Annotated in this window: 12 protein-coding genes and 1 pseudogene; 5 read left to right on the top strand and 8 right to left on the bottom strand. The window is 64.6% G+C overall.

Annotation, left to right across the window (positions count from 1 at the left end):
• Window positions 1-51: 51 nt before the first annotated feature.
• The 3 genes from I6N89_RS14055 to I6N89_RS14045 all read right to left on the bottom strand — a co-directional run bounded on the left by I6N89_RS14055 (window position 52) and on the right by I6N89_RS14045 (window position 3,929).
• Window positions 52-1,242, bottom strand: coding sequence for an ABC transporter substrate-binding protein (locus I6N89_RS14055; protein WP_207019068.1), 1,191 nt, complete (start codon window positions 1,240-1,242; stop codon window positions 52-54).
• 68 nt (window positions 1,243-1,310) lie between these two features.
• Window positions 1,311-2,531 (bottom strand): M24 family metallopeptidase, encoded by a 1,221-nt coding sequence (locus I6N89_RS25770; RefSeq protein WP_207019067.1) that lies wholly within the window; start codon window positions 2,529-2,531, stop codon window positions 1,311-1,313.
• 12 nt (window positions 2,532-2,543) lie between these two features.
• The gene (locus I6N89_RS14045) at window positions 2,544-3,929 is read right to left on the bottom strand and encodes an amidase (protein WP_207019066.1); all 1,386 of its coding nucleotides are present in this window, start codon (window positions 3,927-3,929) and stop codon (window positions 2,544-2,546) included.
• 158 nt (window positions 3,930-4,087) lie between these two features.
• Between I6N89_RS14045 and I6N89_RS14040 the strand changes: the two genes are divergently transcribed.
• The gene (locus I6N89_RS14040; protein WP_207019065.1) at window positions 4,088-5,104 is read left to right on the top strand and encodes a LuxR C-terminal-related transcriptional regulator; all 1,017 of its coding nucleotides are present in this window, start codon (window positions 4,088-4,090) and stop codon (window positions 5,102-5,104) included.
• Between the two features lie 21 nt (window positions 5,105-5,125).
• Here the strand turns inward: I6N89_RS14040 and I6N89_RS14035 are convergent, their stop codons facing one another.
• On the bottom strand, window positions 5,126-5,698 hold the full coding sequence (locus I6N89_RS14035; RefSeq protein ID WP_207019064.1) for a cupin domain-containing protein: 573 nt from the start codon (window positions 5,696-5,698) through the stop codon (window positions 5,126-5,128).
• Window positions 5,699-5,845: 147 nt separating this feature from the next.
• On the opposite strand from I6N89_RS14035, the gene I6N89_RS14030 reads away from it, so the two are divergent.
• Together I6N89_RS14030 and I6N89_RS14025 are read left to right on the top strand one after the other, a co-directional pair.
• Window positions 5,846-7,123, top strand: coding sequence for a 4-aminobutyrate--2-oxoglutarate transaminase (locus I6N89_RS14030; protein WP_207019063.1), 1,278 nt, complete (start codon window positions 5,846-5,848; stop codon window positions 7,121-7,123).
• A 1-nt stretch (window position 7,124) separates the two neighbouring features.
• Complete coding sequence (locus I6N89_RS14025) at window positions 7,125-8,594, top strand: NAD-dependent succinate-semialdehyde dehydrogenase (RefSeq protein ID WP_207019062.1); 1,470 nt, start codon at window positions 7,125-7,127, stop codon at window positions 8,592-8,594.
• A 239-nt stretch (window positions 8,595-8,833) separates the two neighbouring features.
• On the opposite strand, the pseudogene I6N89_RS14020 reads toward I6N89_RS14025, so the two are convergent.
• Window positions 8,834-9,125: pseudogene (locus tag I6N89_RS14020) on the bottom strand (integrase core domain-containing protein); the annotation flags it as partial.
• 28 nt (window positions 9,126-9,153) lie between these two features.
• On the opposite strand from I6N89_RS14020, the gene I6N89_RS14015 reads away from it, so the two are divergent.
• Both I6N89_RS14015 and dusA read left to right on the top strand, forming a co-directional pair.
• Complete coding sequence (locus tag I6N89_RS14015) at window positions 9,154-9,291, top strand: hypothetical protein (RefSeq protein WP_207019060.1); 138 nt, start codon at window positions 9,154-9,156, stop codon at window positions 9,289-9,291.
• A gap of 382 nt (window positions 9,292-9,673) precedes the next feature.
• Window positions 9,674-10,660: a tRNA dihydrouridine(20/20a) synthase DusA gene (gene dusA, locus I6N89_RS14010; protein WP_207019059.1), complete on the top strand. Its 987-nt coding sequence runs from the start codon at window positions 9,674-9,676 to the stop codon at window positions 10,658-10,660.
• Between the two features lie 3 nt (window positions 10,661-10,663).
• Here dusA and I6N89_RS14005 read toward each other — a convergent pair whose 3' ends face one another.
• From I6N89_RS14005 to ccmI, 3 genes are read right to left on the bottom strand one after another with little or no spacing between them, the layout of a single operon-like run.
• Window positions 10,664-10,894, bottom strand: a complete 231-nt coding sequence (locus I6N89_RS14005) for a DUF1289 domain-containing protein (protein WP_207019058.1) — start codon at window positions 10,892-10,894, stop codon at window positions 10,664-10,666.
• Window positions 10,895-10,897: 3 nt separating this feature from the next.
• Window positions 10,898-11,368, bottom strand: coding sequence for a Holliday junction resolvase RuvX (gene ruvX, locus I6N89_RS14000; protein ID WP_207019057.1), 471 nt, complete (start codon window positions 11,366-11,368; stop codon window positions 10,898-10,900).
• Window positions 11,365-12,609: a c-type cytochrome biogenesis protein CcmI gene (gene ccmI, locus I6N89_RS13995; RefSeq protein ID WP_207019056.1), complete on the bottom strand. Its 1,245-nt coding sequence runs from the start codon at window positions 12,607-12,609 to the stop codon at window positions 11,365-11,367. Before ccmI ends, ruvX begins: the two co-directional genes overlap by 4 nt.
• Between the last annotated feature and the right edge of the window lie 27 nt (window positions 12,610-12,636).

Below are 12,636 nucleotides of genomic sequence, written 5' to 3'. Positions count from 1 at the left end.
TCGACGCGCGGGCGCCGGCCCGTCAGATGCGGGCCGGCGCCACGAGACACGTCACTCCGCGGCGGTTACCGGCGCAACGACCTCGTCGCCGATGACAACCGGTACGCGTTTGCCATCCTGGATCTGGAACAGCTGGGCCGGCTGGGTCTCGGCACTGGAGTCGATGAAGTTGCGGTCGTTGAAGGCATAGGTGCCGGCGATCCCGTCGAAATCGAGCGCCCCGATCTGCTCCGCAACAGCCGCGAAATCGCGGTCGTCGCCAACGGCTTCGACAGCGCCCGCCCAAAGGTGGACCATATCATAAACCGCAGCGGCGAGGCTGACCGGAGGTTCCGCATCATAGGCCGCCATCCACTCCTGCTCGAAAGCCACGCCCGCCTCGTCGGTGCCGTGTGCGTTCAGGGTGAAGGTAAAGACCCCCTCAGCCTGTCCCTGGGCAATCGCGTCGTCGACACCCGGGGTCGCGCCGATATAGCCGATATTGAGCGCCGCGCCCGGAACCGGGTCGAGGGCGAGCTGCGACATGAAGGTCGTGGCGACCGACGGATCAAGCGCCTCGAAATGGATCAGGCCGGGCTTGGCGTCGTTCAGCTTGCCGATGACGTTGGTCCACTCGACCGTATCGTAGGGCACTTCCTGTTCATAAACGACGGTCCATCCGGCCGCTTCCGCCGCCTCCGCCATGCCCTTGGCGACATTGATGTCCCATTCGTAATCGCCATGCACGAGCGCGAGGGTTTCGGAGGGGAAGTCGTAGCCGCTTGCAAGCATCTGCTCGAAGACGATGCGACCGTAATTCACGTCGATATCCGAGGCGTTGAAAATGGCGCCGCAATTCATCCGCTCGGCGAGATCGACCACGCTGCTGACGGCATCGTTGTGGATGTAGGGGATGCCATAGGGGCAGAATGCCGGGATATCCGGCCCCATGCCGCCATAGCCGTTGATGAGCACGCTCACCTCGTCGCGTTCGATCAGATTGGCGGCAGCGGCGGTGAGCTTGTCGGGCGTCAGGTCGCCGATATCGAAGGTGACGACCTCGACCTGCCTGCCCAGCACACCGCCCTCGGCATTCAGATCAGCGGCGGCCAGATCGACCGCCTCCTGCATGGTCTGACCATCGGCGGCGAAATACCCCGTCAAGGGAATGGGGGCGCCGATCTTGATCGTCTCCTGCGCGGCGGCCATCTGAGACATCGCACCGGCGGCGAGCATCGCGCCTGCAAAATAAGTGAGTTTCATGTCGTTTTCCCTGTCGTTTGTGTTTCTGTAAGGCGGACCGGAGCCTGTCCGGTCCGCCAGTCCGGGCCTCAGCCCCAGCGCACGCCGTCGCAGGCCGAGGTCAGGATTTCCGCGCCCTTATCGGTCACCAGCACGTCTTCTTCATAGTTGGCAGCGCCAACCCCGAGCTTCGACACCAGCGCCTCGACCGCGATCGTCATGTTCGGCTGAATCACGGTCTGCTCGTCCTCGACGATCCACGGCCCGTCGATCCCGAGGCCGATGGCATGGCCGAAACACGGGAATTGCTGGCTGAAATTGTTGGTCTCGTCCGCCGTGCTCTTGTGATTGGCAAAGCCGTTGGCATCGAGCCACGCGGTGCCGCGCGTGTAGAGATCGCGGAACCGGGTTTTGCCCGGTTCGATCCCGGCGATGATGTGATGGATCAGCGCCCGGCTGCCTTCGAGCAGCTCTTTCTGCCCGCCATCGGGCTTGCCACCGACAACGGTGGAGCGGGCGAAATCGGTATAATAGCCGAAGACCGGCCCCCAGAGGTCGACATGGACGAGGTCACCGGGTTCCAGCGCCCGCTGCACGTTCCAGTGCGGCACGCCGGAGCTGCCCATGTAGTGGATCGCGTTCGGCCCGCTGGCAATGGCGATGTCCTGTTGCGTACCGCCATTGGCCGCCAGCACCGCAAGCCCCGCGCCCACCGCGTCGCCTTCGGTATTGCCCTCGACCAGCGCCGCCATGGTGGCATCCATCCATTTTTTCCCAACGCTGGCGGAGTGCCGCAGCATGGCGATCTCGGACGGGCTCTTGATCAGCCGCAGACGTTCGAGAATATGATCGGCGCTTTCGAACGTAACGGGGCGTCCGGCGGCGGCCTCCAGGCGCTGATGCGCGCTGACCAGATAGGACATCATGCCCACCATCCCGATCCGGCGATCCAGCAGCCCCATATCGGCCAGAGCCTTGCCGGTGCCCGCTGCCAGATCGAGAGCAAAGCGGACATCGGTCACCTTGATGCGGTCTTCCGGATCGTCGAGATAATCGGTCAGAAGCACCGGCGCGCCGTCCACCGGCAGGATCAGGGCGGCATGGCCACGGCTGCTCCAGGTCTTCCGGTCGGGCACGCAGGGGAACAGCGACACGAAATTCGTCAGGTAGAAAAGATCGCCATAGGCCTCGACCGAATTGCCGCTGCGCGACCAGATCACCAGCGCATCAAGGCCCGCGTCTTTCGCCATCTTTCGGGCACGGTCACGCCGGGCTTCGAACTCGGCATCTGGTATTGCGGGGAGTGTCACATCTGTCTCCTTTCAGAATTTGGGCAGAGGGAGCGGAGGAAAAAGCTTCTCGAATGCACCCGCCACGGCCAGCGTGCGCTCGTCCTCATAGGCCGGGCCGACGATCTGGATGCCGACCGGAAGATCCCCGGATAGGCTTACGGGCATGGATATGGCGGGATAAGCGGACAGCATGTTGAAGGGGTGCGTCATGTCGAAGGCATGAAAGCGACCGTCTGGCAGATCGTCTTCGAAATCAGCATCGGTCTTGTCGACGGCGGGCGCGAGGCGCGCCAGCGTCGGGCAGAGGAAGGCATCGCAGTGTTCGAAGATACCGGCCATGTCCGCAGCCATGGCCTTCCGCAGACGGTCCGCCTGCATCAGATCCCGCGCCCTGACCGCCTGCCCCTGCGCGAGACAGCGCCGAAGTGGTACGCCCATCCGGGAGGTGTCTTCGAACTCTTCGGCCATCGCGCAGAGCAGCGCGTTCCAATGTGTGGCCCAGAGGTCAAAGACCGCCCGCGTCCAGGGCAGGCGCACTTCGCGGATATCGGCGCCATGCGCGCGCAGGCGGTCCAGAACGGTGTGAAACGTCTCCGCGACCTCCGGAGAGACACCGCAATAGCCAAGATCGACCGAAGCGGCGATCCGCAGCCCGGGCACAGATCCCGGCGCGGCCTCGGTGGCGCGAAACGGTCGCTTCTGGCTCAGAAGATCCGCCGGGGAATGCCCGGCGGTCACCGACAGGAACGTGACGGCATCCTGCACGGAGCCCGCGAGCGGACCGAAATGCGAGATCGTATCGCAAGGCGTGGGCAGAATATCCATCGGGATCCGCCCGAGGCTCGGCTTGAAGCCAACCACGCCACAGGCGGCGGCGGGAATGCGCACGGAGCCGCCCATGTCGGAGCCTTCGGCCAGTGGCACAACACCCGCGGCCACCGCGACTGCGCTGCCGCCGGACGAGCCGCCGGAGGTCCGCCGACCGTCCCAGGGGTTTCGCGTGACGCCGTAACGCTCTGTCGCGGTGAAGCTGGAAAACGCCAGCTCGGCGGTGGTGGTCCGGGCCAGAACGATGGCGCCGGCCCGCTTCAGGCGGGACACGATCACCGCCTCGCCCGGCGCACCGTTTCGCGCCCGCGCCCATGTTCCGTATGTCGGCGGATGCCCGGCTATGGGCGTCATATCCTTGATGCAGACCGGGACGCCCTCCAGCGCGCGCATGGGCTTTCCGCCGGCCAAAGCCTCATCCGCCCGCCGCGCGCTTTGCAGCGCCTCCTCCGCAAAGATGCGCGTGAAGGCATTGCAGTGCTTTTGGACCTCTTCAGCCCGCGCCAGCGCATCCGCTACAATCTCCGCAGCAGAGCGCTCCCGTTTCAGGAGGGTTTGCTGAATCGTGTGAACGGTCTGACGGTGCATTCGGTCCCCGGTTGCGATGCGCTGTGACGCAATCAAGCAAACCCCAGGACGGCTCACATGTGTATGGTGACAACCGTCACCATCGCCGCGGACGGATGATCGGGCATATGCCGGAGGGAGAGAACAGGGCAAGCATGCAAGAGGATGATGACACCGGCATGAAAGACAAACTGGCGATCGACTTTCTCGTGTCGCTCGGCACGGTGATCGCGCGCAGCGGCCAGGATATGTTCTACCCCTCCCTGGCCCGGGAACTGGCCAGTTTCTTCAATACAGACAGATACCTGGTCATTCGCTACGCGATGCACGCAAAGCCGGAATTCCTGTCCAACCATGCCATGGAAGAGGCTGCCGTCTCGCAATATCTGGACCAGTATTACCGGATCGATCCGCTGCTCCGGCGGGTGCGGGAAGGCCGCGTGAATCCCGTTCTAACCTTCGATGAGCTGCGCCGGGGCAGCGCTGATACGTTCTTTTACGACGCCATGTTCCGCACCGCGAACATACGCGACGAGCTGATTTTCATGCTGCCGATCGTCAACGGAGTCTTTGTCGCGATCTGCATTGATCTGTCCTCGCGCACCTTTTCCGAACAGGACATCTTCCGCGCCAAGCTCATCTTCGACACGATCAACATGGTGCATCAGCAACATGTCCGTCTCAGCTTCGTCAATTATGGCGCAACGGATCTGAAGAATTCCGAGATCTCCATGCTGGTGCAGGACCGCAGGGGCCGGGAGATCTTCAGGAACGATTCCTGGAACAGCGCGATCTCTCCGGACATCCGGCACGAGATCGACGCCCTTCTGGCCACGGGCAAATCCGGCGAAGCCGGGATCGGCACGGAATTCATCCTGAAATGGTCGGAACTTTCAGAGACCAACCCGGTCGCGCCGGAAGGAAAGGTTCTGACGGTCGAGCAGAAATCGCCGGGCTATACCGCGCTCGAAGCCGCCGATCTGGTGGACCAGCTTCAGGTGAAATATCAGCTCACCTCGCGAGAGCGGCAGATCGTCTCGATGATGGTTCAGGGAGAGCCGAATTCACGCATCGCCGACGCGCTGGCGATCAGTGCCGGGACCGTGCGGAATCACAAGCATCGCCTGTATTACAAGCTCGATATCACCACAGAGCGCGAGCTCTTCATCCTGCTTCTGGAGCTTGCCCAGACCTGACCGGCCGGCATGCGCCCGTGTTCAGAAGGTCGGCGGGGTGCAGGCGCTGACCAGCACGCATTTCTCGGGCCCCACCTGGCGAAAGCGATGCGGCGCGCGGCTGTCGAAGTAATAGGCATCACCCGGCCCGAGGATCTTGCGGTCTTCGCCGACGGTGATCTCGACCCGACCGGACAGCACAATGCCGCCCTCCTCGCCCTCGTGGCCATACATCACCCGGCCCGTGTCGGCCCCAAGCTCGTAGGTCTCGTATAGGATCATCAGCTGACGCCCGAAGAGGCTCGCCCCGACCTGTTTCAGCGACACCTTGCCCTTGCCGATTTCGGTCAGCTCCCCGGCGGCGTAAAAGCTGGTTTTCTCGCGCTCCGGCTCGAAGGCAAAGAACTCCGACAGGCTGATCGGCACGCCATCGAGAATACGCCGCAACGCGCCGACGGACGGGTTCATCTTTCCCGCCTCGATCAGCGAAATCGTCGAGTTGGGCACGCCCGTCTTTTTGGCAAGTGCCCGCTGCGACAGTCCGGCCCGGTCACGCACCGCCCGCAGGCGCAGACCCAACTCGCGTTCCTCGGGCGCGCTGTTAGTATCGTTCATGATAGATCAACGTTCTTGTTTCACCATATATAATTCAGTGACTTAAGATATTAAAGAAACAGACTTTCGCCAAAAATTCAACGCCATATCCTGCCGCTCACCACAATCGACGGGGGCCTGCCCCCGCTCCAGCCAGGATATGGAACAATGCTGAATGCCGAAATCTCCGCCCGCCGCGACGCCGCCATCTCTCGGGGTGTCGGCATGCAGACGCAGGTCTATGTCGAACGCGCCTCCGGGTCGGAGGTCTGGGACGTCGAAGGCAAACGCTATATCGACTTTGCCGCCGGGATCGCCGTTGTGAACACCGGCCATTGCCACCCCAAGGTGATGGAGGCGGTGCGCCGCCAGACCGAGGCCTTCACCCATACCTGCCATCAGGTTCTGCCTTACGAGAATTACATCCGGCTGGCCGAACGGCTGAACGACAAGGTGCCCGGCGATTTCGAGAAAAAGACCGTCTTTGTCACCACCGGCGCCGAGGCGGTAGAAAACGCCATCAAGGTCGCCCGCGCCGCCACCGGTCGCAACGCCATCATCGCCTTTGGCGGCGGCTTCCACGGCCGGACCTTCATGGGGATGAGCCTCACCGGCAAGGTCGCGCCCTACAAGAAGGGCTTCGGCGCGATGATGCCCGACGTCTTCCATGTGCCCTTCCCGGTCGAGCTGCACGGCACCTCCACGGTCGATGCGCTGGCAGGGATCGAAAAGCTGTTCAAGGCCGATCTGGACCCCGACCGCGTGGCCGCGATCATCCTTGAGCCGGTGCAGGGCGAGGGCGGCTTCTATCCCGCGCCCGCCGAATTGATGCGCGGGCTGCGCAAGCTGTGTGACACCCATGGCATCCTGTTGATCGCGGATGAGGTTCAGACGGGTTTCGCACGCACCGGTCACCTCTTCGCGATGGAGGGCTATGACGTCGCCGCCGACATCACGACCATGGCCAAAGGTCTGGCCGGGGGCCTGCCGCTGGCCGCGCTCACCGGCCGGGCCGAGATCATGGACGCCGCGGCGCCCGGCGGGCTGGGCGGCACCTATGGCGGCAATCCCCTGGGCATCGCCGCCGCCCATGCGGTGCTGGACGTGATCGAGGAAGAAGACCTCTGCAATCGCGCCAATATCCTTGGATCGCGTCTGAAACAGCGTCTTAACGAAATCCGGTCGCGAGTGCCGGAAATTGTCGATGTGCGCGGCCCCGGCTTCATGGTCGCGGCAGAGTTCAACACCGCCGATGGCAGCGCGCCGAACCCCGAAATGACCAACGCCATTCGTGCTGAAGCGCTCAGACGCGGGCTCGTTCTGCTGACCTGCGGGGTCCACGGCAACGTGATCCGTTTCCTAGCGCCGCTGACCATCCCCGAGGACGTCTTTGCCGAGGCGCTCGACATTCTGGAGGCCTCAATCGACGCCGTGAAAGGGGCCTGAGATGAACGACCTGATGAATCTGACGCTGAAAGACCCCAGCCTTCTGGAAACCCGCGCCTATGTGAACGGCGCATGGATCGAGGGCGAGGCGCGCTTCGACGTCTTTGATCCCGCCACCGGGAAGCTTGTTGCCTCGGTTGCAGATCTGGATGTGGCTGCAACGGCACGGGCGGTGGAGGCGGCGCACGCCGCCGGCCCCGGCTGGGCTGCGATGACCGGCAAGGAGCGCGCCGCGATCCTGCGCCGCTGGAACGATCTGATGATCGAAAACGCGGACGATCTGGCCACGATCCTGACCGCCGAGATGGGCAAGCCCTGGGCGGAGGCGCGGGGAGAGATCCTCTATGGTGCCTCCTTCATCGAATGGTTCGCCGAAGAGGCCAAGCGCATCTATGGCGATGTGATCCCCGGCCATCAGCGCGACAAACGGATCATGGTGCTGAAACAGCCCGTGGGTGTCGTCGGCTCCATCACGCCGTGGAATTTCCCCAACGCGATGATCGCGCGCAAGGTCGGCCCTGCTTTGGCCGCCGGCTGTACCTTTGTCGCCCGCCCAGCGGAACTGACGCCGCTATCGGCGCTGGCCCTGGCGGTTCTGGCGGAGCGCGCGGGCATTCCGGCGGGTGTGTTCAATGTCATCCCGTCGACCGATGCCTCGGGCGTCGGCAAGGAGCTCTGCACAAATCCCAAAGTGCGCAAGATCACCTTCACCGGCTCGACCCGCGTCGGAAAGATCCTGATGGAACAGGCCGCCGGCACCATCAAGAAGATGTCGCTCGAACTCGGCGGCAACGCGCCATTCATCGTCTTCGACGACGCCGATGTCGATGCGGCGGTCGAGGGCGCGATGATCGCCAAGTTCCGCAACAATGGTCAGACCTGTGTCTGCGCCAACCGGATCTATGTGCAGTCGGGGATCTACGATGCCTTTGCCGAAAAGCTGAAGAACGCCGTCCGGCGGCTGAACGTCGGCAATGGTTTCGACGAAGGCGTGACCACCGGCCCATTGATCAACAAAGCCGCCGTCACCAAGATCGAGGCGCATATCTCCGATGCGGTCAGCAAGGGGGCCGAGGTCACCACGGGCGGCAGCCGATCGAACACCGGCAACACCTTCTTTGCGCCGACCGTGCTGACGGGCGTGACCCGCGACATGCTGGTCTGTCACGAAGAAACCTTCGGCCCTCTTGCCGCGCTGGTCCGTTTCGAAACCGAGGCCGAGGTCATCGACATGGCCAATGACAGTGAATTCGGCTTGGCGTCCTACTTCTACGCCAACGACCTGTCCCGGGTCTGGCGGGTGGCCGAGGCGCTCGAAAGCGGCATGGTCGGCGTGAACACCGGCCTGATCTCGACCGAGGTGGCACCCTTTGGCGGCATCAAGCAGTCCGGCTTGGGCCGCGAAGGCTCCAAGTACGGGATCGATGATTTCCTGGAGCTGAAGAACGTCTGTCTGGGCGGGATCTCCTAGCTCAGCACTTCGGTAACGGGTCTCCGTCCGTCAAGGGATTTCGACCATCAGACCTGATCCCGCTGGCGTGTTCCTTCGGCGCAGTCGCTCCGATTGCCATTGCGCGACTCCTGATCAAGGCATTTCGGGAACGTGCTTCGGTCCGTGGTCAGCCTGGAAGGCTGCCGACAAGATGCTGGTTCGATGCAGTTGCGGCGTGTCCATCTTGATCTGATCCCCCATAGAGTCCGCGTTCTTTGGTTCGCTCTGTTCAGGGATTCGTCGTCTATTGAGTGTTGGTGATACTCCCACGGTGTGAGCCCGTCGAAGCTCGTGTGGGGGGCGGCGATGATTATAGTCGTCGCGCCACGCCGCGACCAGGTTCCGGGCACGGCGCAGGTTCGAGAACAGGTGCTGGTCGAGGCACTCGTCCCGGAAGCGGCCGTTGACGCTCTCGACCAAGCCGTTCCGCATGGGGTTGCCCGGAGCGATGTCGTGCCATTCGACTTTGCGGCCCTCCTGCCAGCGCAGGACGGCATTGGAGGTCAGTTGGGGCGATGATACCGTGAACGGCGGCAACATGCGAAAGGATCGTCTTAATATACTCGAGGTCGATGCCAACTTTTACCGGGCCAGCCTCTTCTTTGGCGCGCTGTCGACCGAGCTCGACGAGCGTTTCCCGGCTCGGCTCGGCGGGTCTCAAAGCCCCGAGGCGTAGCGCAAGAAAATCCAGGCTCGCGGCTTTCGACCTACCGAGCGTTCTCCCGACTTCCGCCAGATCCGCTCTGTGAAGCTCGATAAGGTCTCCGAATGTCTTGGCCGCGGCAACGCCAATGTGTATAGGTTCCCCCTGATCGATCTTGCCCTCCATGGTCCGCGCCCAAAGCTCCGCGTCACCGCGACGCAGGAAGGATTCACTGAAGTCGTGCCCTTTGCGTCTGACCTGGACTCGCAAGGAGCCCGAAGGAAGCTTTGATATGGTCGCCATTTCATGTGCTCTATGTGTGCAGTGCGCGGTCGAAACGTGGCGAAAAGGGGCGTACTGGGTCGTAAATTGGAGTGCACACGTCGCCGCGCAATGAGTTGATGATTCTGGAGAAATGAATAAATATCAATCACATAGTATCGCCATTGCCCCGATGATGGACTGGACTGACCGGCATTGCCGGTATTTCCACCGGCTATTGTCGCGGCAGACGCTGCTCTATACCGAGATGGTCACCGCGCCGGCGCTGGTGCGGGGCGGGGCGCTGCATCTGCTCGATTTCAGCCCTGAGGAACATCCCGTCGTGCTGCAACTTGGCGGGTCCGACCCGCAGGAACTGGCCGAGGCGGCGCGGCTGGGCGAGCAGGCGGGATACGATCAGATCGACCTCAATTGCGGCTGCCCGTCGGACCGGGTGCAGTCGGGTACGTTCGGCGCGGTGCTGATGAAGACGCCCGAGCTGGTGGCCGACTGCGTCGCTGCCATGCGCGCGGCGGTGGGCATCGAGGTGAGCGTGAAATGCCGTATCGGGGTCGACGAACAGGAGCCGCGCGAGGTGCTGCCGCGCTTTGTCGAAAAGGTCGCCGGGGCAGGGTGCCGCAAGGTGACGATCCATGCGCGCAAGGCCTGGCTGCAAGGGCTCAGCCCCAAGGAAAACCGCGATATCCCGCCGCTCGACTATCCGCTGGTGGTAGAGATGAAGCGGGCCTTCCCGGAGCTGGAGATCTCGATCAATGGCGGGATCGACAGTCTCGACGCGGCGCAAGCGTTTCTGGATGAAGGGCTCGACGGGGTGATGATCGGGCGCGCTGCCTATCACAAGCCCTGGGAGATCCTCGCCGGGGCGGATGCGCGGATCTATGGCGCGGCGGCGGAGACCAACGCGCCCGAGGACATTGCGCGCGCCATGCTGCCCTATATCGAGCGCCATCTGGCGCAGGGCGGGCGGCTGCATCAGGTCACCCGGCACATGCTGGGGCTGTTCGCGGGCCGTCCCGGCGCGCGCGGCTGGCGGCGGGTGCTGTCGGAAGAGGCGACGCGCGACGGTGTGGGGCCCGAGCTGATCGAAAAGGCGCTGACGCGGGTGACCGAGGCGGCCTGAGCCTTACCGGTCGCGCCGGCCCGCGCGCCCGCCGCGGCGGCGGATGAGCTGGCTCTTGCGGCCCGGCAGCTCTGCCATCACCGCACGGCGCTCCGCCTGGGTCATCTTCGACCAGGCGGCGATTTCGTCGATGCTGCGCAGGCAGCCGGTGCAGAGTCGCGCCTCCGGGTGGATGACGCAGATCTTGATGCAGGGGCTCTCGATCTCGTCGCGTTTCCAGACATCGTCGCTCATGGCTCAGCCCCGCAGATGGCGCAGCCGGTCGAGCGCGCCCTGAAGGATGTAGGAGGCCGCCACATGGTCGATCAGCTCGGCGCGCTTCTTGCGCGAGGTATCGGCCTCCAGCAGCGTACGCTCGGCGGCGACGGTGGAAAGGCGTTCGTCCCAGAAGGTCAGCGGCCCGTCCCAGAGCTGCGCGAAATTGCGCGCGAAGGCGCGGGTCGACTGGCAGCGCGGGCCTTCGGAACCGTCCATATTGCGCGGCAGGCCGAGCACGATGCCGCCGATCTCGCGCGCGGAGAGGATCGCTTGCAGGCGCTGCGCGTCCTCGGTGAATTTCTTGCGCTTGATCGTTTCCAGCGGCGTGGCCACGGTCAGCAACCGGTCCGACAGCGCCACGCCGATGGTCTTGGTGCCGAGGTCGAGCCCGGCGATGGCGCGCATCGGGGGCAGGGCGGCGGCAAAGTCTTCGATCTCGTCGAGGATCATTCCACCACCCCGGCCTGGCGCGCGCCGGCGCGGACGATGTCCAGCATCTCGGGCTGTCCGGCAAAGACGGTCTGCGCCTCGGCCCAGATCGCGCCGGCGCGCTCGGTCTCGCCCAGCACGCCGAGCGCGCCCAGAAGCTGCGCCCATTCCTGCGGCGAGCCGCCCTCGGTGGCCAGCCGCTCGCCCAGCCGGTCGACCATGCCCTGGATCATGTCCTGACGTTCGGCATCGGTCAGATCGGCGGTGGCCTCCACATCGGCGGCGCTGGGGCCGGCGAGCCCGGGGCCGCGCGGCGCGGCGCCGGCGGGAAGCTGGTAGTCGTTCTTGCCGGCGGCCATGGCCAGCTCGCCGATCTGCTCGCGGATCGGCGGCACCCAGGGATCGTCGGGCGCGCTGTTGCGCAGGAGCTGGTCCCAGATGCGGAAGGCGGAATCGGGCCGCCCGGTCTGCGCCATCATCAGCCCGCCGTAATAGCGCGCCACGCCGTTCGCCGGATCGCGCGCCATGATCTCGTCGAGCACCCGCTCGGCCTCGGGCGAGACATAGCCGCCGGCGGCCAGCACCAGCATGTCGGCGAGATCGGCGTAATCCTTGGCGGTGGCGCTCTCGCCCTTCAGCTCGATCAGCCGGCGCTGCGCCGCATAGGCGGCCGGGTAGTTCCCCAGCGCCGCCTCGGAGCGGGCAAGCAGCATATGGCCCTGAATGTCGTCGGGCCGTTCCTGCACGGCGCCGCGCAGGCGTTCGACCAGCGTCATGTAATCCTCGGGCGCCTCGACCTGCGGCGAGGCGGGCAGTTGCGCCTCGACCTCCTCCTGGCTGGGGCGGTTGGCGCGCAGCTCACGGGCAGAGGCGATACGGTCCTGCAAGCCGAGATCGCCATAGCCTGGCGCGCCCAGCGTGGCGTAAAGCCCGAAGCCGCCGCCGAGCAGCGCCAGTGCGATCAGCACCGCCATGGCCGTGGCCGGGCCGCGCCCGCGCGCGGTCTCGCCCCCGGTATCGTGGATCTTGGCATCGGCGGCGAGGATGCGGCGCGACACCTCGGTCTTGAGCCGCTCGGCCTCTTCGCTGCCAATCACCCCGCGCGCCGCGTCGCGCTCGATCTCCTTGAGCTGGTCGCGATAGATCTGGAGGTCGTAGGCCTCCGCCGGGCCGGTCTCGCGCTGCCCGCGCAGCAGCGCCAGCGCCAGCAGCGCCGCCACGATCAGCGCGCCCGCGCCTGCAACGATCCAGAAAAGGGTCATGCTCACTCCCGTCCACGTCCTCCGGAT

It is taken from the genome of Salipiger abyssi (genome assembly GCF_017311415.1).
Classification (GTDB): Bacteria; Pseudomonadota; Alphaproteobacteria; order Rhodobacterales; family Rhodobacteraceae; genus Salipiger; species Salipiger abyssi_A.
This window is presented reverse-complemented; position numbering and strand designations above follow the sequence as displayed.

What these genes read in the sequence shown, in the direction of transcription:
- I6N89_RS14045 (WP_207019066.1), bottom strand. Translation starts at nt 3,929, where the DNA reads ATGCACCGTCAGACCGTTCACACGATTCAGCAAACCCTCCTGAAACGG.
- ruvX (WP_207019057.1), bottom strand. Translation starts at nt 11,368, where the DNA reads ATGATCCTCGACGAGATCGAAGACTTTGCCGCCGCCCTGCCCCCGATG.
- I6N89_RS14055 (WP_207019068.1), bottom strand. Translation starts at nt 1,242, where the DNA reads ATGAAACTCACTTATTTTGCAGGCGCGATGCTCGCCGCCGGTGCGATG.
- I6N89_RS14015 (WP_207019060.1), top strand. Translation starts at nt 9,154, where the DNA reads ATGCGAAAGGATCGTCTTAATATACTCGAGGTCGATGCCAACTTTTAC.
- I6N89_RS14035 (WP_207019064.1), bottom strand. Translation starts at nt 5,698, where the DNA reads ATGAACGATACTAACAGCGCGCCCGAGGAACGCGAGTTGGGTCTGCGC.
- I6N89_RS14025 (WP_207019062.1), top strand. Translation starts at nt 7,125, where the DNA reads ATGAACGACCTGATGAATCTGACGCTGAAAGACCCCAGCCTTCTGGAA.
- I6N89_RS14040 (WP_207019065.1), top strand. Translation starts at nt 4,088, where the DNA reads ATGAAAGACAAACTGGCGATCGACTTTCTCGTGTCGCTCGGCACGGTG.
- I6N89_RS14005 (WP_207019058.1), bottom strand. Translation starts at nt 10,894, where the DNA reads ATGAGCGACGATGTCTGGAAACGCGACGAGATCGAGAGCCCCTGCATC.
- ccmI (WP_207019056.1), bottom strand. Translation starts at nt 12,609, where the DNA reads ATGACCCTTTTCTGGATCGTTGCAGGCGCGGGCGCGCTGATCGTGGCG.
- I6N89_RS14030 (WP_207019063.1), top strand. Translation starts at nt 5,846, where the DNA reads ATGCTGAATGCCGAAATCTCCGCCCGCCGCGACGCCGCCATCTCTCGG.
- dusA (WP_207019059.1), top strand. Translation starts at nt 9,674, where the DNA reads ATGAATAAATATCAATCACATAGTATCGCCATTGCCCCGATGATGGAC.